Here is a 19,757-nt window from a genome sequence, read left to right as displayed (position 1 = left end):
CCATATGAAGGGACGAACTTTCGTCCCGCCTCCCGTTAGTTTTCCCGGCGCCCACCATCGCATGATTGGCGCACGACCAGATTGCATGGAAGCTTGCGGAGACCGGGTGTAACAGCCCGGCCTTCGGCAAGATCCAATATCGTGAGGCCGGCGATCCGGCCCAGTTCCTTCAGGTTCATGTCGATCGTCGTCAACGCCGGCCTCGTCTGTGCGGCGACGATCTCCCAATTGTCGAAACCGACAACCGACACGTCCTCGGGAACACGAATTCCCCTCTCGCGCAGCGCATCCACCACGCCACGGGCAATCTGATCGTTGCCGCAGAACACACCGTCCGGCCGATCGCTTCCCTTGCGATCGAACAGCGTGGCAACGCATTGATGTCCCCAGGCCTCCGTCCATTCCCCATGCAGAATGATCGCGCTTGCTCCGGCCATTCTTCGGAAAGCATCCGCTCGCTCTGTGGCCGATGCGAAGCTCTCCGGCCCGGTCACATGGGCGAGCTTTCGCCGTCCGACCGAATGCAGCCGGGAGATCGCGAGCTCGGCGCCCTGCATATCATCGGCGGTCAGCGTCACGCTTCCCTCAGCCCCTGCGGTATAGGCGTAAACGACCGGCACCGGCAGGCCGGCAAGATCGACCGGGAGAGACCTGTCGATCCGCTTGCCTGTCGCGATGATCCCGTCCACCTGCTTGTCCAGCATGGCGTCGACATGAATCTTTGCCAGCCCGGGATCGTCCTCTATCGCGCAAAGGAAGACCGAAACCCCCTGATCGACAAGCGCCTCCGAGATGCCCGCCATCAGCGGCAGGGTGAAACGACCATAGGTATCGTTGGTCAAAAGACCGATTGTAAAACTTCGATTGAACAGCAAACTTCTGGCAAGGGCATTCGGACGAAAGCCGACATCGGCCGCGATGGATTTGATCCTGTCCCGTGTTTCGACGGCCATACGCCCCGTGTCGTTCAGCGCCTTGGATACCGTAGAGACGCTCACGCCTGCCGCCTTCGCGACGTCATGGATCGTGACGCGACTGCTTCTGCCAACCATTTGGGATTGCCTCCTCAATTGAGGTGAGAAAAGCCTTTCCCAATTCGCATGTCAATAAGAGAAAACGTTTTCTCAAATTTTTCACGTTAGCTGCTGGCCTCTCAACGCATCACTATGCGGCTGAGACAGGAAGGGATCATACGAACTGCGATTGATCTGCCGCATTGCTGAAGGTACTCGGGCCGTGCGTAGAGCGAACCCGTTCGAAATCAGTCGGCTGCGCAATGGCAAACGACCCAGCGGACAGACGGGTCGTCGTGCGAGGGGAGGGGTTGGATCAATCAACCCATCGGCTTCGCAGCCTGAACGATACCGTTACATGCTTTTGTCAGCGATCAGCTTGGCGTCTCGCATGATTTGAAGCGCCGCATTTCGAAGCATGCCTTGATCCGACGATACGATGAAGGAAGAGGCGCCCTTGCTGGTTAGCGGCGCGATGTCCTTAATAGTCTCGACCATCATCCACACGGGTTTACCTGCGTGACGGGCGGCGTCGATGATCCTGTTGACCGCTGACACGATTGCCGGGTCTTCTCGCGTACTCACACCATAAGCAACCGTTAGGTCTCCTCGCCCGATGAAGACTGCGTCCAACCCCTCGACGGCGACGATGTCGGCGATGTTATCGACGCCGGCGGGATCCTCGATCATTGCGATCGCCGCCACGCCAGCGTCTGCCTCATCGATGTGTTTCCACATGGCATGCGCACCATAGCCTCCGGCGCGTGTGACTGCGGAGAAGCCGCGGCGACCACCTCTGTAGCGGCATGCGGCTACAAGCTCCCTGGCCCGATCGGCGCAGTCGATATGCGGTGCGAGAATGCCGGCAGCGCCACAGTCTAGAACCGAGAGAATACCGTCGGCGCTTAAGGTTGGAACTCTGACTATTCCCGAAATCGTTGATGCTTTGCAGGCGAGCAACGCCAGGTCTGTCGCGGTGCGATCAAACACGCCGTGCTCTTGATCGATAACCACAAAATCAAAGCCCGCCCCTGCCATTATCTCAATCGAAGACGGCCCGGAAATCTTGACGAAAGTGCCCATCAGGCTTTGATGGCCTGCAATTCGTGTCCTTAAAGAAAGACGAGAATCGTAATCGCTCATTTTCGGACTCCTGATAACGCCGCGCTTTTGTTCCGTTGGATTATCAATACACCTCACAGGCCAGCATGGACTTCGTTTCCGATCCCGTTTCAACAGTTGAAACGCCTGGATTCTGAACTTGTCCCGAAATGTCGTCTTGCATAGCGTCCGGCAAAGCGGCGTCGCGCCTCATTGATCGGTTGCGGCATGATCTCGGATCCAATGAGATCGCAGCGCAAGCGTGGCACCGTCTCAGCTGGAGAGTCCTTTATGCCAAATACCGAGCCCGTCTTTGTCGATATCGCGCTGAAAGCCTACAAGCGAGGCATTCTGAACGCGATCATTGCCCCGAGACCGATAGGCTGGATGAGTACCGTCGACAGCGAGGGGAATGCCAATCTGGCTCCTTATTCCTATTTCAACATCATGTCCAACGAGCCGCCGATCCTGGCATTTTCATGCAACACGCCGGAAGATCGCACTGCCAAGGACACTTTGAAAAACGTACGCGAGACCGGCGAATTCGTGTTCAACCTCGTCAGCTTTGACCTCGTCAGAGAGATGAACATGACGTCTGCGCCGATCCCTACCGGGATGGATGAGTTCGAGTATGCCGGGTTGGAAAAGGCGGATTGCATTTATGTGAAGGCTCCGCGCGTGGCCAGATCGCCTGCTGCGCTGGAGTGCAAGGTGGTAGAGATCGTCAGGTTGACCGACGATACGGGCAGCGCAAATGTGAACGTCACCTTCGGCAAAGTCGTCGGCATGCATATTCAGCCTGGATTCCTCGAGGACGGCGGATACTTCAACACTGCCCTAGCACAGCCCGTCACCCGCCTGGGCGGTGCCGAATATGCCATTTCCCAACCAAGCTTTGAGCTACAGCGGCAATTTACCCGTGCCGATGAGAGCACCTATTGAGGAATGAATGATGACTTCACGCCCTGTTTCGCTCTCATACTTCGCCAAGCAAACTGACACGAGTTCGATCATTCGAGGTCAGAATTTTACTGTGGAATGCATCATAGGTGCGGCTGGATCTGACCATGCCATCCACAGTGATCACGAAACCATTCTCATTCTTCCCGAAAGCGGCGCAACGCTGGCAAGCGACTTCGAAACGGCAGACATCGCCGCTCGCTCAATCGCGGTTGTTCCGGCCGGCAGTGCTCGGCTCACACTGCCGGAGGGGGCGAGGGCGTATGCGCTGACGACGGCGCGCATCGGTACGGACCCCCTAAATGTCGTCAATTCAACCGACTACCAGACGCTTGATGAGCGTGTGCTTCCGATTGCCAAGCCCATGGAGCGGCTGGCGAAGGACGAACGGCAGATCCGGGTCTATCCGGTGGATGAGGTGCCATTCCCGGACGGAAATCCGCGGTTGAAATTCTTCCAGAGCGCGACGATGAGCATCAATTGGGTCGAATACGACGGACAGCGGGATCGAACGAAGCTGTCGCCCCATTCTCACGACGATTTCGAACAGGGCTCCCTCGCGATAACTGGTGATTTCGTCCACCACATCCGCACCCCCTGGGCATCGAATGCCGAGCTCTGGCGCGAGGATCAGCACATCGAGGCATCGGCGGGCAGCATGGCGATCATTCCTCCCGAGCTCATTCACACCACGGAAGGTGTAGGCCCCGGGCAACATATCTTGATCGACGTATTCGCGCCGCCACGGACGGATTTCATCGCCAAGGGCTGGGTGTTCAATGCCGGTGATTACCGGGGCTGATCCAACGGCTTGTTCTCCATGAGCCGAGGACCTGGAGCCCAATTCGATCAAGAACCCCATTGAGGCGCAGGTATAGCCATGCCAATCGAAACGCGGACAAATCGGCCTCCCTTCAGACACGCCACTTGCGATTGTCATGTGCATGTATTCGATGATCCGGAGACATTCCCATTCGAAAATGCCCCTGCCTATGCGCCACCATATTCGCCGGCAAGTGCACTTCTGACGGATGCTGCCCGAGCCGGCGTTTCGTGTATGGTCCTTGTCCAGCCGACGCCCTATGGGCGAAATCTTGATGTGTTGAAAAAATCGCTGAAGAAACTGGGCGCGCGAGCCAGAGGCGTCGGCGTCGCGGATGCGTTGATCGACATCGACGCTCTCGCAGATTTGAGAGCAGAGGGCATTGCCGGGCTACGGTTCGTCGAAAACTTGCTTCCCGATGGTAATCGTATGCCAGGCACCGTGCCGCTTGATGCTCTCCTTCAGACGCTTGCGCCCAAGATGCTAGAGGTTGGTGTGCATGCAGAGGTTTGGGCGCCGTTATCGGTGACGCTCGAACGGTGGCCGGCACTTGAAAAGGCGGGGATCCCCATCGTGCTCGATCACATGGGTGGCTTCGATCCGCAACTCGGTCTTCATCACCCGCATTTCCAGCGACTTCTCGGGTTGCTGAGGGATGGTGCTGTCTGGGTGAAGCTTGCTCTTTGTCGCCGGGCGGCCGGTATCGGCTATGACGCTATCAGGCCGTTTCACGACGCCATGATAGAGGCCAATAGTGACCGCCTTCTGTGGGCCACGGACTTTCCATTCGTGCGCTTCGCAGGAACGCCGCCGACCATCGAGGAACTGCTTGCTCTGTTCGAAATCTGGGTCTCGGACCACGCGGTGAAGGAGCGCATTTTGTTGCGGAATCCCATTGAGCGATACGGCTTTGAAGCGAGTTTGGCCGCACTTTGATCTCACGGCCTGTCAGGGTGCTTGCAACTGCGCTTCGATGGCAGCAACCGCCTCGCTCAAAGCTTCGATGATGACTTTCCGATTTTGGTTTCCGCGCAAGGCGGATCTGAAATAGGTCACGCCGAAGGTCGCGAGAACACGTTCTCCTGACCGGATCGGAAATGCGATGGTGCCCGAACTCTTGGGTTCCAGCTCCGGGTTGCGTTCCGCGAAGCCCTTCGCCTTTGTACGGGCGACTATTCTGTCGAAGGTGCCGTCGCCCATCTGACTGTTTTCCGGGTCCTTGGAGGCCCTCATGACATCTCGCAGAATTCGCTGTTCGTCTGGCGGACAGAAGCAGAGATAGGCACGACCGAGCGCGCGGCCGCCGAGACTTAGGCGGCGTCCCAGCGACGCGTGAAAAGGTGAAATCGGACTATCGGGGATCGTGCTGTAATTGATGACGACAGCATCGATATCGAGCGTGCAAATGGCACAGGGCCACAGGATCTCTTTCGTCAGCTTGTCGGCGAAGGATCGAGCGACTTCGATGACCCGCGGCGCGCCGTGAAATCCCGAGCTCAGATTGGCGATCGCCGAGGTTACATGGTAGCCGCGTGTTTTCTCATCCTGATTGACATAGCCGGCGGCGATTAAAGTTTGCAGCAGGCGAACAACCGTGGGCTTCGGAATACCGGTTCGGGAATGTATGTCCCTGACGCTCACGAGACCGCCTTGGTTTACGGTTGCGAGCACCGAAAGGGCTTTCGTCACCGCCTGCACGGGTGCGAATGTCATCTGAAACCTCCCATAGGCCGAAATGCTGCGCGGACTGGCAACCAGTCTAGCGCTATCGGTCTTTCCTCTCGATTAGATCGTTGCCCGGATCTTAGGCAAGAGCGGTTTCGTTCCAACTGCAGTTTATTTCATCTGTTGAAATGCATCGAATCCGCTGTTGTTCGCCGGCGTTGAATGCCCTACCCATGCACCTCGATGGCGCAGGGAGGAGGGTCTCGACTGCGCAAGGGCGCTAAAGCCCCAGACAAAACATTCCACGGTAGGGCAGGCGGGCCATTCCACATGCGATCATTGCGCCAAGATGTCGTCGAGATCACCGGGCAGAACCTGACTATCGAGCAAGTCGTGTCCACATCCCGGGATGGCGCGAAAGTCAGCTTGAGCTCCGACGCGATTGAGCGCATGGCGCGCGGCCGTAGTATCTTGGAGGAGGCGATCCGCCGCGGCGAACGGATCTACGGCGCAACCACAAGCGTCGGACCGAAAACCTCCGCCAGTATCAGCCAATCAAATCAAGCCGAATTCAGCCGGCGGCTGCTGCGAACCCATAATGCGGGGCATGGACCTATTGCCGCCAAGGACGTTACCCGCGCGACCCTGGTCTGCCTTCTCAATTCACTTGCGAGCGGCACGACCGGTGCGCGGCCAGTCCTGGCCAAACGGCTGGTGGATGCCTTGAATGCCGATCGGCCCGTCGCTATGCATTTATGGGGCTCCATGGGGCAAAGCGACATGTCGTCGATGGCCGATGTCGCCCTTGCTCTCTTTGCTGACATCGAGCTGGAGGCGGGCGAGGCGCTCGCACTTCTCAATTCGAGCGCCATGTCGACGGCTGTCGCAGTGCTGTCCTTCGTCGACCTTCATTACCTGTTGGAGCTTTCGACTTTGGTCGGGGCCCTTAGCATGGAGGGCTATGCGGCCAATCCATCGATTGTGTCGGACATCGCTCTGCAATCACGCCCGTTCCTGGGCCTCCATCGGCATGGCTCGGCGATCCGGAGATACATCGACGGAAGCTACATTCTCGCAGAGGGCGGTCCCAGAAACCTTCAAGATCCCCTATGTTTTCGTTCGATCGCTCTGATCCATGGCGCCGCCGAAGACAACCTTTCCTTTTCGAAGCAACAGATCGAGCGCGAGCTGAATGCCAGCCAGGGCAATCCTGTCATATCGCTGGAGCATGGGCGGCTGGCAGCCGTCGCGAATTTCGACATGGTGACGCTTTGCATGGCGTTGGATGTTATGCGGCAGGCTTTCGCGCCCGTCGTCACAAGTTCGACGGAGCGGCTCGCAAAGCTCGTCGATACGACATGGTCCGGTCTTGCCATCGGTCTGATCGAAGAGGACGGGATCGGTGCGCCGGGGTTCAATGGGGTCGCCCTGTTTCACAAGTCGATCACCTCTGAAGCACGTTTGTTGACTGTCCCGCTGGCGGGCGAGTTGGCAAGCTCGAGCCACTCGAACGGAGTGATGGATCGGGCGTCGCTCTCAGCACTTGGCGGCCGGCGTGGATTGGAGCTGGCGCAGTTGGTCACGTCCATAGTTGCCATGGAGTTGATGGTCGCCGCACAGGCCGCCGAGCTGCGTGGGCGCACACCGCTCGGAAAAATCACGGGGCAATTATTCGCCTTTGCCCGGCAGGCGATACCCTTTGCAGCCGCAGGGGAAAGGCCACCGAACGTGCAGCCCTTGCTGGATCGGCTCTCGAACAATCGGGATGCTGTCGAGACCATGATTGCATCAAACAACTAGCCGGATAGGGCCGGGCGGCCGATGGAGGCGCATGCTCGCGAAGCTTGCGCTCGGAACGATCCGGAATGAATACGAAGAAGGAGGAGGAACTCATGTCAAGAATAAGAAACTCGGTGCTGGCTGCTGTCATCGGTGCCACGAGTGCTGTCGCCGCGATCAATCAGGCGCAGGCGGAGGAGAAGTCGCTAACCTTTGTTTCCTACCAGGGCACGCTGCAGGATTCGCAAATCAAGGCGTGGCAGCAGCCCTATACCGCAAGCCAGAATGTCCAGTTCGAAAACGATTCACCTCCCGACGGCGCGAAGCTGAAGGCGATGGTGGAAGCAGGCGCGGTTTCCTGGGATGTCATGGACCAAGGCGCTGCCTTCGCCGAGCAGAATTGCGGCAAGCTCCTGGAAAAGCTCGATTTCTCCAAGGTCGACACCTCGCAGTTTCCGGCAGGCTCTGTCAGCGATTGCGGCCTGCCTGTTTATTTTTTCGCTTTGACCTTCGTCTACAATACCGAAAAGTATAAGGACCACCCGCCGACAAAGCTGGCGGATTTCTTCGACCTTAAGAATTTTCCTGGAACACGCGTGTTGCCGCCCGATATCAGCCTCGGCACGCTCGAATACGCCCTGATGGCGGATGGTGTCGACGCCAAGAACCTTTATCCGCCCGATGTCGATCGGGCGCTGAAGAAGCTCGATACGATCAAATCGTCGATTATTTTCACCAAGACAAATGGTGCGCTCCAGCAGGCTCTCGTCGATGGTCAGGCCGACATGGGCTTTGCCGTCACTGGTCGCGTCATGGCCTCGGCCAAGGCAGGCGCACCGATCGCTCCCGTCTGGGACAAGACGATCCTTGGCTGGGACGCGTTGATCGTGCCGAAAGGCACGCCAAACCTGGCGACGGCGATGGATTTCGTCCAATTCGTGTCGCATCCGGAGCAGAACAAGCGCTTTGCAGAGCTTGCGGGCGTCATTGCCGCCACAAACAAGGCGACGCCGGATTATTCCGACCTGAACAAGACGTTCAATCCGCGCCTGCATGACGAAACCGGTGACAAGGTTCTCCTTTCCAACGTGAAATGGTGGGCGGCGAACCTCAACTCCGTCATCGCCAAGGTCACCCCCTGGATGTCCCGATAGGTCCTATGATGGAAGCAGTTGTAAACAGCCGCGCCGTTGAAAGACGCAAAACCAAAACAGCACCGATCAATATTGCGGTCTGGCTGCTGCTTCCATCGACAGTCCTGCTGCTCGCAACCTTTCTCTATCCGTTGCTTGTCATCGCGATGCGGAGTTTTACCGATCCGGAGTTGGGGCTGCAGAACTACGGATCTCTTTTGACCGACGACATCTCCATCGTCATCATTCTAAGAACGCTTCGCATCGCCGCAATCGTCGCGGTTGTGACGCTGATTACAGGGTTCCCTTACGCCTATACGTTGACCCTGGTCACTCCCCGGATGCGCGCTGTCCTGATGACGATAGCACTGTTGCCGTTCTGGACATCGGCGATCGCTCGCAGCTTCGCATGGACATTGCTGATGCAGCGCGGTGGCCTGATCGAGGCGGCCTTCGCCTGGATCGGCTTGCCGGGCATGGTGCTGGTTCGCACGTCGACAGGCGTCACGATCGCCATGGCGCAAGTCCTGTTGCCTTACATGATCCTGCCGCTCTACAGCAATATGCGCGGGATCGACCGGCGGCTGTTGGATGCGGCGGCGTCCATGGGGTCTGCGCGGTGGCGAGCCTTTCTGGACATCTATCTGCCGCTGTCGCTGCCCGGAATGCTGGCGGGTCTGTCTCTCGTGTTTGTTATCTCGCTCGGCTTTTACGTGACCCCGGCAATCCTTGGATCGCCGCAGGAAGCGCTTGTTTCGCAGTTGATCGCAACACGCGTTGACACATTGCTGGATTTTGGCGGGGCCGGTGCGCTTGCCGTCATCGTCCTGCTCGTCGCCGCAGCCCTGATGACGCTGATTGGCAGGCTGAACGCCCGCCTCGATCTGCAACCCAATATGGCCGGAAAGTGAGGTGAGCGCGATGTCCTTTTTCTCGACGCGCCGCCAAGGCGGACCAGGCCTCTTTCTGGGGTCGATGACCCTGCTCACGGCAATCCTCATCATTCTGCCGATACTCGTCGTGATCCCGGCGAGCTTCACCGCAGGAGAGACATTTCAATTCCCGCCGCGGGAATGGTCCTTGCGATGGTACGAGAACTTCTTTACCTCGCGCATGTGGCTTTCGTCGTTGCTTCAGTCATTGCAGATTGCATCGTTCACTGCCGTTCTCGCAACCGTCCTCGGAGTGAGCGCGGCAATTGGACTGACGCGAATTTCGCGCAAGACGGGAGCGGTGCTCAGGCTCTTCTTCTCACTCCCCTTGACTGTGCCGAGCGTGGTGGTCGGCATCGCCATATATGCGGTGTTTCTAAGATGGCATCTCGCCGGTACTCTATCCGGTCTTGTCCTTGCGCATACAGCGCTCGCCATTCCATTCGTGATTACAACGGTGGCCGCCAGCCTCACGGGCTATGACAACGCACTTGATCTTGCGTCGTCCAGCCTGGGCGCCGGAAGTATCACGACGCTTTTTCGGATCAAAATCCCGCTGCTTGCGCCCGGCGTCATCTCTGGTTTCCTATTCGCCTTCGTCAGTTCCTTCGACGAGTTTGTCGTCGCACTCTTTCTGCAGACGCCGAAGCTCAGGACGCTGCCGGTCCAGATGTATAACTCGATCGCGCTCGATATGGATCCGACCATATCTGCGGCCTCCAGTGTGATCGTCGTTGCGACGACGATCATTTTCCTGTTCGTCTCGCTCAGAGCCGGCAACAAGTTTTAGAAAAAGCGGTTTCGCAAGAATGATGAAAAAGCACTCGATCAAGATCTCGAACGCAACCCGCTACTATCCTGGCGCTGCAAAGCCTGCCATCGACGATATATCGCTCGACATCGCGCCGGGTGAGTTCATGACGTTTCTCGGCCCCAGCGGCTCAGGCAAGACAACTCTGCTGTCCATCATCGCCGGCTTCGTGACACTCAATGCCGGGTCGGTTGAGATCGATGGTCAGGACATTACCAATCTCAAGCCGCACAAGCGCGATCTTGGGGTCGTCTTCCAGCAGTACGCGCTTTTTCCTCATATGACGGTATCTCAGAACATCGCCTATCCGCTGCGGCAAAGGGGTGTTTCCAAGGCGGAAATTGCGACGAAGGTGACGCACGTTCTCGACCTCGTACAGCTCGGCGACTTCGCTCATCGATTGCCACGGCAACTTTCGGGAGGCCAACAACAGCGCGTCGCCCTCGCCAGAGCCGTCGTTTACGAGCCCAGAGCTCTCTTGCTCGACGAACCGCTCGGGGCCCTCGACAAGCGCCTGCGCGACCGACTGCAGCTTGAGATCGCTCGCATGCACCGCGAGCTGGGAATGACATTCGTCTTCGTGACACATGACCAGGAGGAAGCGCTCACGCTCTCCGACCGTATCGCGGTTTTCAACAATGGAAAGATCGTTCAGGTTGGTACGCCGACTGAACTCTACCAGCGTCCGAATTCGCTATTTGTCGCGAGATTCCTTGGGGAATCCAACGTCATGGAAGGATCGCGGCCGGCAACGAACATCATTGTGCGTCCCGAGCATATCAATCTGAAAGCCCTCACCAGCAAGTGCTCGGAGGGCGAGCTTTCAAAGACCGCAACGATAACCGATATCGCTTTTGCTGGCGCCCACCTCAAGGTGGGATTGTCATTTTCTGACGGAGAGATCGGCTCTTCGCTGATCACCGCGGGCAACCCGCTGCATTTCCAGCGAGGGGAGGCGGTGCTTGCTGTGTGGAGCCAAGCAAATCAGCATACGGTTGCAAGCGAGGGCTGCGTTCCCGATTCCGGGAAACGCTGACACCGCAAACGAGGATGCTTCGATCTGCCCATGTGACCAGCGTCTTCAGTGACACAGCTGACGTTGAGCGCGTTTGGGACCCGGCAGATATTCGAATCCCGTCAACCAACCCCAAGCTAGGCCTCCGTCGCCGACGCATCATTCGGCAAGGTTAAGATGCTTTGTCGGAACTTCGTCCGCCCGAGCATCGGCAATTTCCGCCGGGTTGCCAAACCTCTTGAACCAGAGACCGGTGATGATCGGCACGACTATTGACGTCACGATGATGCAGATCGCAACAAGCACCGTCGCGCTAGGTGCGGCAGGCGCAAATTGCGGCGCGACCGCAGCAATTGCGACCGGGTTGGCTGCGGCGGCACCGGCGGTCGAAGAGGCTGCGAGGCCAGCGGTCCCGTTGCCGCCGCCTATGTATTTGTCCGCGAGGATAAGCGGTATTCCCGTGAGGACGATGACCGCAAGCGCAAGAGCGATACCCAAACCGGCGAGTGGCGACAGCAAGGTGTGCAAATCTATGGTGTTGCCCAGAGAGAAGGCGAAAAATGGGATTAGCAGGACGCTGCCCGGAGCGAAAAGCGAACGCAGCTTCGGATCCAGATTACCCAACGCGAAGCCAACGATAAACGGCAGGATCGCACCAATAAATATCTGCGGCTCGAAATGTGCGACACCGGATGCGCCCAAAATGATCATGCTCATTAGGGGGCCGGATTCAATCGACGTCAAAACGAAGGCTCCGGCTTCTTCCTTGGTCCCATAGGATTGCATCAAGGAAGCATAAAGACCGCCATTGGTCATATCCATGGCGCAGACGATGGCAAGCACGGACAGCCCTGCGAAAAGGCCGGTTTGAATTCCCTCGGGCGGAAGAAACATGGACGCGATCAGCGTGATGATCCCGGCGGCTATGAATTTCGTCAGCACGATCGTGCCCGACTTGCGCAAGACCACCCCGGTTGAGCTCAATTTGATGGATGCGCCCATGCAGAAGAACCAAATCGCGAGAATCGGGATGACACCGGTCATGATGCCTTGCGTAAAGCCTTTGAAATAGCCGGCTGCATCAGGAGCGAAGGTTTTGCATACCGCGCCCAACAGCAAGGGAACAAGCATCAGACCGCCCGGTATCCGATCGATCGTGTCTTTAATCTTCATGTCATCTCCTCCCATCCGATGTCACTCAAGCTGGCTCAAAGGGGAACCGCGCAGCAAGCCTACGCAATTTCCTCCCACGCGATCCGAATCCATTTACTAGTAAACTAGTTTTTTATGCTCCACCAGTTAATCAGGTCTCGTTCAGCATCGATATCGCGCCAATAACGAGAGCGAGATCGTCGGCTGTCGAACGATGTCGATGCTTTTGAAACGGTTCCAGCACATATTTGCAGAAACAGGGCATTACAACTTTGCGGTCACATACGATTATCAGATAATGAGAATTATGGAACTAAATGACAATCCTAAATTCAATGTCCCGTTGATGAACCGGGGATGCCCTTTTTGACCGGAAACTATTGAGCCAAGCTCTTCCAGATGAAAAAGACGCCGGTGGGCATTCCCTGCTGGAGGTCGATGTCGCACACTATATGACGAATGCGCGCCCATATTTCGCGCCTTCAAAACAACGAGCGGCTTCCGCCGGCGGACCACTCCCAGATGGGTCGTTGATGAGCGGAAGCAGCGTTGTGTGAACTATTCGTACTCGACAGACCCGGTGAAGGCGCAGGCCAGGCGCTGGCTCAATGAGCTTCCTAAACGACGGATTTTGAGGCGGCCTGGATTCTCCAGCACGTAAGACCGCCGCGAGTTTAGTCGCTAAAGGGTGCACTTTTCCTGTAATTTCGAGCAACGGTCTCTTGCACGAAATGTATATTCACTACGACGGCGCTCCGATGCAATTTCGTTTTGAACGCTCCATGGCACACACACTGTTCCGACTGGGGAGCTTCAGTTCGTACTCTCTAATCGGATAACGTTATGAATGATATTCTCTTCACGCCTCTCAGGTTTGATCGAGGCCCTGCGCTCAAAAATCGTATCCTGCTGGCCCCTCTCACCAATGAACAGAGCAACGAAGATGGGACCGCCTCGCAGGATGACTTCGATTGGATCGAAACCTGCGCACGCGCCGGCTACAGCATGGTAATGACCTGCGCTGCGCACGTTTTGGAAAACGGAAAAGCATTCAACAATCAGCTCGGCATTTTCGATGACAAGCATGAGCCAGGCTTACGCAAAATTGCAGACATCATTCGCAAACATGGCGGCGTATCCTCCGTTCAGTTGCATCACGCGGGCATGCGCGCACAATTCAACGGAGAAACACCCAATATCGGTCCTTCAGCGATCGCCGAATACAATACGCGCGCTTTAGCTCTCTGCGAAGTTGAGGAGCTTCGGGATGCCTTTATCGAAGCGGCGGCGCGCGCCGAAAGAGCGGGCTTTGATGGTGTTGAGCTTCACGGTGCATTTGGATGGATACTCACTCAGTTTCTGTCTCCGACACTCAATCGTCGAACCGACAGGTACGGCGGTCCTCTTGAAAATCGTGTGAGGCTGATTTTCGAAATTATTGATGGCATCCGCAAGCGCTGCCGGCCCGATTTCCAGATTGGCGTTAGATTCTCATTTGAGCGATATGGCCAAACCTTTGAGGACGTCTACCGTGTGTGCGAGATGCTTGTGGAGGAGCAAAAAATAGACTTTTTGGATCTTGTCCCGTGGGATGTCAAAAAAGCTGTAGACGTAGGTCCTTTCGCGGGCCGCAAGATGCTGGAGGTTTTCAGCCAGCTTTGCGGAACGTCTGTGAAAGTCGGTACGTCCGGAAAAGTAATGGACGCGCAAACCCTGCTGAGCGTTTTCGATTACGGGCTTGATTTCATCATGATTGGTCGTTCGGCAATTCTAAACAAGGATTTTCTGAGCCAGGTTCTCTCCACCCCGGACTATCTTTCTCCAAAGACGCCCGTGACGAAACATCACCTTAGACAGCAAGGTCTCAGTGATGCCTTCATAAAATATCTGGCGAACTGGAATGGATTCGTGGAATGATATTCACGAGCCAGAAAAGGACACGGCGGGACGTCGGGCACGCGTTATCACGATCCCGCCGACCAAGTGCCGCAACTATCTCTCCAATGCTCGATATGCTTCGGCCAAAACATCCAATCCCTTAAGGCAGGCTCGAATGTTCCGGGAGCCCGTCATTCTTTGCCCTCTTGAAAAAGTTTTCGCACGCAATGTTCTCGTAACCTAGGCCCCTGACCCTTGGGATGTCGGCGTCAGCGCGCAACGGTCGCGCCGCACAGGAGAACACCATGCAAGAAATCAAGAAATCACTCGCCCATCGTGCCCTCGTCGTCGCATTGGCCTTGTCTGTCATGGCACCGGGCATTGCTCACGCCGGAAAGAAGGAGCGCGCCATCGCTCTCGGCGTCGGGATTGGGATCCTCGGGGGCGCGCTCGCGTCCCGTGGCGATCCACGCGCCGTCCTCGGCGGAGCCGTCGCGGGCGGCCTCATCGGAGCGGTCGCTGAAAAAGACCGCAGGGATCGACGCGACGACCGCCGGTCCTGGCGGGACGACAGGCAGTGGGACGGCGGCCGCTGGGATCGCCGGGGTCCGGGCTACCGCGACTGGCGCTAACGGTCCGCACCATATTTCGAAGACAAAGGAATGACACCATGAAGAAGACACTCGCTGTAGCGGCGACGCTGCTGGCCATCGCCTTTGGCCCTGCCCTCTCCCAGGAGAAGTCAGACGACAAGGAGACGATCAACAAGGCCTTCGCGGGCATGGACACGAACAAGGATGGAAAGATCGACCGTGCAGAGCTTGGGGTCTACATGCAGGCCATTATCGACAAGCAGCGCGAGGACTTTGACGCTGGTTTCGAAGAGGTCGATGTCAACAAGGACGGAAAGATCGACAGGCAAGAGGCCAAAGCGAACACGATCCTGGTGACTTATTTCGACGCTCTTGACACCGATAAGGACGGCTTCCTCTCGAAAGCCGAGATGGATCACGCTCTCGCGGAAGCCGCGAAGCTGAAGAACTGACGCACGAAACTAACTGGCTAATCTGTCGTCGTGTCACTCCGATCCCCGGAGGGCACGGTGATCCATCCTCAATAATGTCTGCAGAGGCCGTTGCTAAAGCACTTGAGCTCGTCGAAAGTTTAGCTGACGGCGCTCGGCGAGGCCAATCTCAATAGGCGAACTCTACACGATTGCAGCTGCGATTATGTTCTCGTTCGTATCGCAGCAGCAAGCCCGTAAAGAGCATTCCGCGCGCGCCGATCGGATGTATTGGCGTACAAAATGACTTCACGTGTCGGCAATTTTGGAAGTCCGAATGATTGCCGACAATCAATCGTATCGACGGGCGCCACGCGGCTACCAAGTGCGGCAATGGCAAGTCCGGCCGATACTGCCGCGCCGATCGCGGCAGTACCGCCACCGACAAATGCCTCCTCCCAAGGGATACCGGCGTTATCCAGGGCCATTATTGCCATGCTTCGGACACTGCATGGGTCGCCCTGTGTCGCAAGCTGCAGCGGCAAGCCGGACGCAGGTTGATAATCCGGTGCCGCGCGCCAACCAAAGGTCTCCTCGAAGAGTATCTGGCCGTCTCTGCGTCGATCCTCGCTGTGGAGGATTATGCCCGCATCCAGGCGCCCGGCGTCGAGGTCATCGATAATCTGCCGAGACATCGCCACACGCACGTCCAGCACAAACTGCGGGTCTGCATCTTTCAGGTACTTGAGAACCAAAGGTAGTCGAGGGCCGACGACGTGATGGCTGATGCCAACCGATAGCTTCCTGCGCTGCGTCGAAAGTGAGCCGAGGGCCTGTTGATGTGCTGCCACCAATGTGCGGGCGGCGCCGAGAAACGCGGCTCCCTCGATGGAGAGGCGCACCATTCGCGGTGTACGCTCCAAAAGCCGCACTCCAACGTTTTCCTCAAGGCGCTTTACCTTAAGGCTGACTGCCGATTGTGTAGTCCCAAGCGCCTCCGCTGCGCGTGTAAAGCTCTTCAAGTCTGCGACAAGAATGAGAGCTCGTACCGCTTCAATGTCCAGAAATTTTTGCATTTTACCATTTCCAATCGCAATTACTGAAATACGGATTCATATCATATTCGAATGGTTCACGAGCGCGTAGTCTGCTGTCAATCAAATCAGTCTTCAGCTGGAGAGGAAACGAAATGATCTATCCAAAAGCAATTCTGTTCGACACGTTCGGAACGATCGTCGACTGGCGGTCGAGCTTGATCGACGAATTACAGGCATTTGGGATTAGCCGCGCGCTCGTCGCAAACTGGGTAAGTCTGGTGGATGCCTGGCGCGCGGCTTACGCACCCTCCATGGACAGGGTCCGTAAGGATGAATTACCCTGGATGCGACTTGATGATCTACACCGCCTGACCCTCGACAGACTTGTAGCGGAATTCGATGTGAAAGGCCTTTCCGAGGAGGATCTTGATCACCTCAATAGAGGCTGGCATCGCTTGCGGCCATGGCCTGACTCAGTCGGTGGTCTGACTCGCCTCAAACGAAATTTTATCATTGCTCCACTGTCGAATGGGAATGTCTCGCTACTGGTGAATTTGGCGAAGTATGCCGGCCTCCCCTGGGACATGGTCTTTGCTTCGGACTTGTTCCATCACTTCAAGCCCGATCGAGAGACCTATCTGGGCGCCTGCGAATTTCTCAACCTCCGTCCGGAGGAAGTCATGCTCTGCGCCGCGCATAATAGCGATCTCAGAATGGCTCGATCTCTCGGCCTGCAGACTGCATTTATTGCTAGACCCACCGAATATGGCCATCATCAAGTTCGGGATATCCATGCAGACGATGCCTGGGATGTAGTCGCAACGAGCGTAGAAGATCTTGCCGACCAATTGGGTGCGGGCACAGTCGTTTGACTTGCTGTCAAAATATATACTGGGTCTAACAGGGTCCCGCCCCGGGAAATTTTAGTCGGCAGCGGCCGTCGCGTGCCGACATAGCCTCTTCGCAAGTGACGACGTTGCGGGTGATCAGATCCTTGCGAAGAAATGCGAGCGGATGCTGACGAAGCGTCAGTCATCTGGCGCAGGCGAACCTGAGGCTCCTGCTGTTTGGATGCGATCAGATCAACTTCATCTGACTCAAGAGCCGGACCGCGTCTTCATGCGGAATTGACGCGGCGTGGTCTCGGTTCGCTTTTTAAAGATTTCGTAGAAGCGTGCCGTTGATCCGAAGCCGCAATCATAAGCGATGGTGATGATGGGATCCTCCGTTTCGGCCAGCCTTTGCATGGCGCGCGCCAAGCGGTAGCGCGTAAGATATTCCATGACGGAGATGCCAAGCACTTCCCGAAAGGCCCGGTTTGCCGTTGTCGAGTGGACATCGGCAAGTTCAGCAAGCGACGTCAGCGTCAAGGCGTCGGCGTAATGTGAACTAATGAGCTCGGTCAGGAGCTGCGTGTATTTGACGCCGGGGCCGGCGGGTACTGTTGCCTCAAGTCGACTGAACTCGCGCTCCGCATGGTCAAGGATCAGCCGTCTCACTCTGATGCCAACCTCATCGGCGACCAGCTGGCGACGCGCCGTGTCACCATGGCGCCATTCGGCGATCCATGTCGCACCGGTTTGGATGCCCCAGCATGACTTCGACTCTTGAGTGAACGCTCCCTGCAAGATCGCCTGCCGTGCCTTCGCTTCGATCGGCAGCGCCAGGAAATCGACGAGCGGAAGATAGATGCAGACCAACGGCGAATCCGGGGTGACGTGGATGGTCTGATGGGGGATTGCAGCCCAGAAAAGAACAAGGCGCCCAGCCTCGACGTGCTCCTGTTTACCATTGAAAAGGTAGGTCATGGATCCCTCGAGAAGCAGATTGATCTCGATGTGATCGTGCCAATGCGCAGACGTCATCGTATCGGCAATATGCTGCTCGATGAGAAAACCGCGAGGGGATTCGCTCCACCTGCCATTCGCCTCGGTTTCCCTCGAATTCACGCGACTTGCTCCGATCCAAGAATATTTCTATATTTAGCAGGAAGAAAATCCTGATTGAAAGAGGCATTTCAGTGTGAACCCGTAAGAGGAGATTCACATGCCAAAAATTTGCCTCGTCGGTGCAGGAAGCACCGTGTTTGCCCAGAACATTCTGGGTGACGTCCTCTCGACGCCATCTGACCACGACTACGTCATCAGCCTGTTTGATATCGATCCGGACCGTTTGAAAACATCGGAAATCGTTGCTCTGCGCATATGTGAGGCGCTGGCGCTGCGCTCCGTTCGCGTCGAAGCGACGCTTGATCGACGCAAGGCGCTGACGGACGCAGATTTTGTTATCCTGATGATGCAGGTTGGAGGCTACAAGCCGGCGACCGTCACCGATTTCGAGATTCCCAAAAAATATGGCCTGCGCCAGACGATAGCAGACACTCTCGGCATCGGCGGTATCTTCCGCGGCTTGCGGACAATCCCTGTTCTTGAAGCGATCTGTCGGGATATGGAAGAGGTCTGCCCCAATGCGCTGCTGATGCAGTACGTCAATCCGATGGCGATAAATTGCTGGGCAATAAAGGAAATTGCGCCAAGCATTCGCAATGTCGGTCTCTGCCACAGTGTGCAGCATACCGCGAGCCACCTCGCCGATTGCCTCGGCGAAAATATCGACAACATCAACTATGTCTCCGCCGGCATCAATCACATCGCTTTCTTCCTCAAATACGAGAGGCATCATCCCGATGGCCGACGCGAGGATCTCTATCCGCGGCTGAGGGCTCTGGCGCTCGACGGAAAGGTGCCTGATGACGATCGCGTTCGATTTGATGTTTTGAAGCGGCTCGGTCACTTTGTAACCGAATCCAGCGAGCATTTCTCCGAATACACATCCTGGTACATCAAAGATCGGCAGCCGGAGCTGGTGGATCAACTCAACATTCCGCTAGATGAATATATTCGTCGTTGCGAGGTGCAGATTGGCGAATGGCATGCGCTGCGCCAGAATCTGGAGGGTGGCAAGCCGATAGAGGTCTGCCGCAGCAATGAATATGCCGCCGGTATCATCCACGCAGCGGTGACCGGAGTGCCGGCGTTGATCTACGGAAACGTGCCGAACAATGGTCTGATCGAAAACTTGCCGCCGGAATGCGTGGTCGAGGTTCCCTGCCATGTCGATCGCAATGGCATTCAGCCGATACGGATCGGCAGAATTCCTTCGCAGTTGGCAGCAGTCATGCGGCTCAGCATCTCCGTACAGGAGCTGACGGTGGAAGCGGCCCTGACAGGGAAACGGGATCGCATCTATCAAGCCGCGCTGATGGATCCGCATACGTCGGCTGAACTTTCGCCCGATCAGATCTGGCGCATGGTTGATGAACTCATCGAGCAGCATGGCGATTTGCTGCCGAAGTATCACTGAGCGATTCCGTTTGGACCTCGAGAATGGCGCCTTCCAAAGGCGCCATTCTCGCTTGTGTGCCCGATTAATTCGATCATAAAAGATCATAATAT

Annotated in this window: 19 protein-coding genes; 13 read left to right on the top strand and 6 right to left on the bottom strand. The window is 56.7% G+C overall.

All coding sequences use genetic code 11. The annotated features are described in order from the left end of the window. Nucleotides 1–35 precede the first annotated feature (35 nt). Both HGP17_RS24230 and HGP17_RS24225 read right to left on the bottom strand, forming a co-directional pair. The gene (locus HGP17_RS24230; RefSeq protein ID WP_168813010.1) at nt 36–1,052 is read right to left on the bottom strand and encodes a LacI family DNA-binding transcriptional regulator; all 1,017 of its coding nucleotides are present in this window, start codon (nt 1,050–1,052) and stop codon (nt 36–38) included. A gap of 315 nt (nt 1,053–1,367) precedes the next feature. After that, nucleotides 1,368–2,156 carry an aldolase/citrate lyase family protein gene (locus tag HGP17_RS24225; protein ID WP_168813009.1) on the bottom strand — a complete coding sequence of 263 codons (789 nt, stop codon included), beginning with the start codon at nt 2,154–2,156 and terminating at the stop codon, nt 1,368–1,370. Between the two features lie 171 nt (nt 2,157–2,327). Here HGP17_RS24225 and HGP17_RS24220 point away from each other — a divergent pair, with 171 nt between their 5' ends. The 3 genes from HGP17_RS24220 to HGP17_RS24210 all read left to right on the top strand — a co-directional run bounded on the left by HGP17_RS24220 (nt 2,328) and on the right by HGP17_RS24210 (nt 4,833). After that, nucleotides 2,328–3,056 carry a flavin reductase family protein gene (locus HGP17_RS24220; RefSeq protein ID WP_246704187.1) on the top strand — a complete coding sequence of 243 codons (729 nt, stop codon included), beginning with the start codon at nt 2,328–2,330 and terminating at the stop codon, nt 3,054–3,056. 7 nt (nt 3,057–3,063) lie between these two features. Beyond that, nucleotides 3,064–3,876 (top strand): hypothetical protein, encoded by an 813-nt coding sequence (locus HGP17_RS24215; RefSeq protein WP_205926108.1) that lies wholly within the window; start codon nt 3,064–3,066, stop codon nt 3,874–3,876. A 138-nt stretch (nt 3,877–4,014) separates the two neighbouring features. Then, nucleotides 4,015–4,833, top strand: coding sequence for an amidohydrolase family protein (locus HGP17_RS24210; RefSeq protein WP_168813007.1), 819 nt, complete (start codon nt 4,015–4,017; stop codon nt 4,831–4,833). Nucleotides 4,834–4,845: 12 nt separating this feature from the next. Here HGP17_RS24210 and HGP17_RS24205 read toward each other — a convergent pair whose 3' ends face one another. After that, complete coding sequence (locus HGP17_RS24205) at nt 4,846–5,610, bottom strand: DNA-binding transcriptional regulator (protein WP_168813006.1); 765 nt, start codon at nt 5,608–5,610, stop codon at nt 4,846–4,848. Nucleotides 5,611–5,892: 282 nt separating this feature from the next. Here HGP17_RS24205 and HGP17_RS24200 point away from each other — a divergent pair, with 282 nt between their 5' ends. The 5 genes from HGP17_RS24200 to HGP17_RS24180 all read left to right on the top strand — a co-directional run bounded on the left by HGP17_RS24200 (nt 5,893) and on the right by HGP17_RS24180 (nt 11,253). Continuing rightward, complete coding sequence (locus HGP17_RS24200) at nt 5,893–7,362, top strand: aromatic amino acid lyase (protein ID WP_168813005.1); 1,470 nt, start codon at nt 5,893–5,895, stop codon at nt 7,360–7,362. Between the two features lie 92 nt (nt 7,363–7,454). Continuing rightward, the gene (locus HGP17_RS24195) at nt 7,455–8,495 is read left to right on the top strand and encodes an ABC transporter substrate-binding protein (RefSeq protein ID WP_168813004.1); all 1,041 of its coding nucleotides are present in this window, start codon (nt 7,455–7,457) and stop codon (nt 8,493–8,495) included. 5 nt (nt 8,496–8,500) lie between these two features. Continuing rightward, complete coding sequence (locus HGP17_RS24190) at nt 8,501–9,385, top strand: ABC transporter permease (protein WP_205926107.1); 885 nt, start codon at nt 8,501–8,503, stop codon at nt 9,383–9,385. A gap of 10 nt (nt 9,386–9,395) precedes the next feature. Then, on the top strand, nt 9,396–10,196 hold the full coding sequence (locus tag HGP17_RS24185) for an ABC transporter permease (RefSeq protein ID WP_168813187.1): 801 nt from the start codon (nt 9,396–9,398) through the stop codon (nt 10,194–10,196). 19 nt (nt 10,197–10,215) lie between these two features. Continuing rightward, a complete protein-coding gene (locus HGP17_RS24180; protein WP_168813003.1) occupies nt 10,216–11,253 on the top strand; it encodes an ABC transporter ATP-binding protein in 1,038 nt (345 codons plus the stop codon). 138 nt (nt 11,254–11,391) lie between these two features. On the opposite strand, the gene HGP17_RS24175 is transcribed toward HGP17_RS24180, so the two are convergent. Beyond that, the gene (locus tag HGP17_RS24175) at nt 11,392–12,405 is read right to left on the bottom strand and encodes a 2-keto-3-deoxygluconate permease (RefSeq protein WP_168813002.1); all 1,014 of its coding nucleotides are present in this window, start codon (nt 12,403–12,405) and stop codon (nt 11,392–11,394) included. An 822-nt stretch (nt 12,406–13,227) separates the two neighbouring features. Between HGP17_RS24175 and HGP17_RS24170 the strand changes: the two genes are divergently transcribed. From HGP17_RS24170 to HGP17_RS24160, 3 genes are all read left to right on the top strand, one after another. Beyond that, nucleotides 13,228–14,301 carry an NADH:flavin oxidoreductase gene (locus tag HGP17_RS24170; protein WP_168813001.1) on the top strand — a complete coding sequence of 358 codons (1,074 nt, stop codon included), beginning with the start codon at nt 13,228–13,230 and terminating at the stop codon, nt 14,299–14,301. Nucleotides 14,302–14,567: 266 nt separating this feature from the next. Further along, complete coding sequence (locus HGP17_RS24165) at nt 14,568–14,894, top strand: hypothetical protein (RefSeq protein ID WP_168813000.1); 327 nt, start codon at nt 14,568–14,570, stop codon at nt 14,892–14,894. Nucleotides 14,895–14,932: 38 nt separating this feature from the next. Continuing rightward, nucleotides 14,933–15,307 carry an EF-hand domain-containing protein gene (locus tag HGP17_RS24160; protein WP_168813186.1) on the top strand — a complete coding sequence of 125 codons (375 nt, stop codon included), beginning with the start codon at nt 14,933–14,935 and terminating at the stop codon, nt 15,305–15,307. A 182-nt stretch (nt 15,308–15,489) separates the two neighbouring features. On the opposite strand, the gene HGP17_RS24155 is transcribed toward HGP17_RS24160, so the two are convergent. Beyond that, nucleotides 15,490–16,341 carry a LysR family transcriptional regulator gene (locus HGP17_RS24155; protein ID WP_168812999.1) on the bottom strand — a complete coding sequence of 284 codons (852 nt, stop codon included), beginning with the start codon at nt 16,339–16,341 and terminating at the stop codon, nt 15,490–15,492. Between the two features lie 113 nt (nt 16,342–16,454). Here HGP17_RS24155 and HGP17_RS24150 point away from each other — a divergent pair, with 113 nt between their 5' ends. Then, entirely contained in the window at nt 16,455–17,174 is a 720-nt protein-coding gene (locus HGP17_RS24150; protein WP_168812998.1) for a haloacid dehalogenase type II, read from the top strand. Nucleotides 17,175–17,399: 225 nt separating this feature from the next. On the opposite strand, the gene HGP17_RS24145 is transcribed toward HGP17_RS24150, so the two are convergent. Then, nucleotides 17,400–18,251 carry a helix-turn-helix domain-containing protein gene (locus HGP17_RS24145; RefSeq protein ID WP_348648987.1) on the bottom strand — a complete coding sequence of 284 codons (852 nt, stop codon included), beginning with the start codon at nt 18,249–18,251 and terminating at the stop codon, nt 17,400–17,402. A gap of 97 nt (nt 18,252–18,348) precedes the next feature. Between HGP17_RS24145 and HGP17_RS24140 the strand changes: the two genes are divergently transcribed. After that, nucleotides 18,349–19,665, top strand: a complete 1,317-nt coding sequence (locus HGP17_RS24140) for an alpha-glucosidase/alpha-galactosidase (protein ID WP_168812997.1) — start codon at nt 18,349–18,351, stop codon at nt 19,663–19,665. Nucleotides 19,666–19,757 lie beyond the last annotated feature (92 nt).

Source organism: Rhizobium sp. P38BS-XIX, assembly GCF_012641435.1.
GTDB lineage: Bacteria > Pseudomonadota > Alphaproteobacteria > Rhizobiales > Rhizobiaceae > Rhizobium.
The sequence above is the reverse complement of the archived record's forward strand: the minus strand, read 5'-3'. Positions and strand labels throughout refer to the sequence as shown.

Coding starts and splice junctions, on each gene's coding strand:
- HGP17_RS24160 (WP_168813186.1), top strand. CDS start 14,933: ATGAAGAAGACACTCGCTGTAGCGGCGACGCTGCTGGCCATCGCCTTT.
- HGP17_RS24230 (WP_168813010.1), bottom strand. CDS start 1,052: ATGGTTGGCAGAAGCAGTCGCGTCACGATCCATGACGTCGCGAAGGCG.
- HGP17_RS24180 (WP_168813003.1), top strand. CDS start 10,216: ATGATGAAAAAGCACTCGATCAAGATCTCGAACGCAACCCGCTACTAT.
- HGP17_RS24190 (WP_205926107.1), top strand. CDS start 8,501: ATGATGGAAGCAGTTGTAAACAGCCGCGCCGTTGAAAGACGCAAAACC.
- HGP17_RS24165 (WP_168813000.1), top strand. CDS start 14,568: ATGCAAGAAATCAAGAAATCACTCGCCCATCGTGCCCTCGTCGTCGCA.
- HGP17_RS24175 (WP_168813002.1), bottom strand. CDS start 12,405: ATGAAGATTAAAGACACGATCGATCGGATACCGGGCGGTCTGATGCTT.
- HGP17_RS24185 (WP_168813187.1), top strand. CDS start 9,396: ATGTCCTTTTTCTCGACGCGCCGCCAAGGCGGACCAGGCCTCTTTCTG.
- HGP17_RS24215 (WP_205926108.1), top strand. CDS start 3,064: ATGATGACTTCACGCCCTGTTTCGCTCTCATACTTCGCCAAGCAAACT.
- HGP17_RS24225 (WP_168813009.1), bottom strand. CDS start 2,156: ATGAGCGATTACGATTCTCGTCTTTCTTTAAGGACACGAATTGCAGGC.
- HGP17_RS24140 (WP_168812997.1), top strand. CDS start 18,349: ATGCCAAAAATTTGCCTCGTCGGTGCAGGAAGCACCGTGTTTGCCCAG.
- HGP17_RS24205 (WP_168813006.1), bottom strand. CDS start 5,610: ATGACATTCGCACCCGTGCAGGCGGTGACGAAAGCCCTTTCGGTGCTC.
- HGP17_RS24155 (WP_168812999.1), bottom strand. CDS start 16,341: ATGCAAAAATTTCTGGACATTGAAGCGGTACGAGCTCTCATTCTTGTC.
- HGP17_RS24195 (WP_168813004.1), top strand. CDS start 7,455: ATGTCAAGAATAAGAAACTCGGTGCTGGCTGCTGTCATCGGTGCCACG.
- HGP17_RS24170 (WP_168813001.1), top strand. CDS start 13,228: ATGAATGATATTCTCTTCACGCCTCTCAGGTTTGATCGAGGCCCTGCG.
- HGP17_RS24200 (WP_168813005.1), top strand. CDS start 5,893: ATGCGATCATTGCGCCAAGATGTCGTCGAGATCACCGGGCAGAACCTG.
- HGP17_RS24150 (WP_168812998.1), top strand. CDS start 16,455: ATGATCTATCCAAAAGCAATTCTGTTCGACACGTTCGGAACGATCGTC.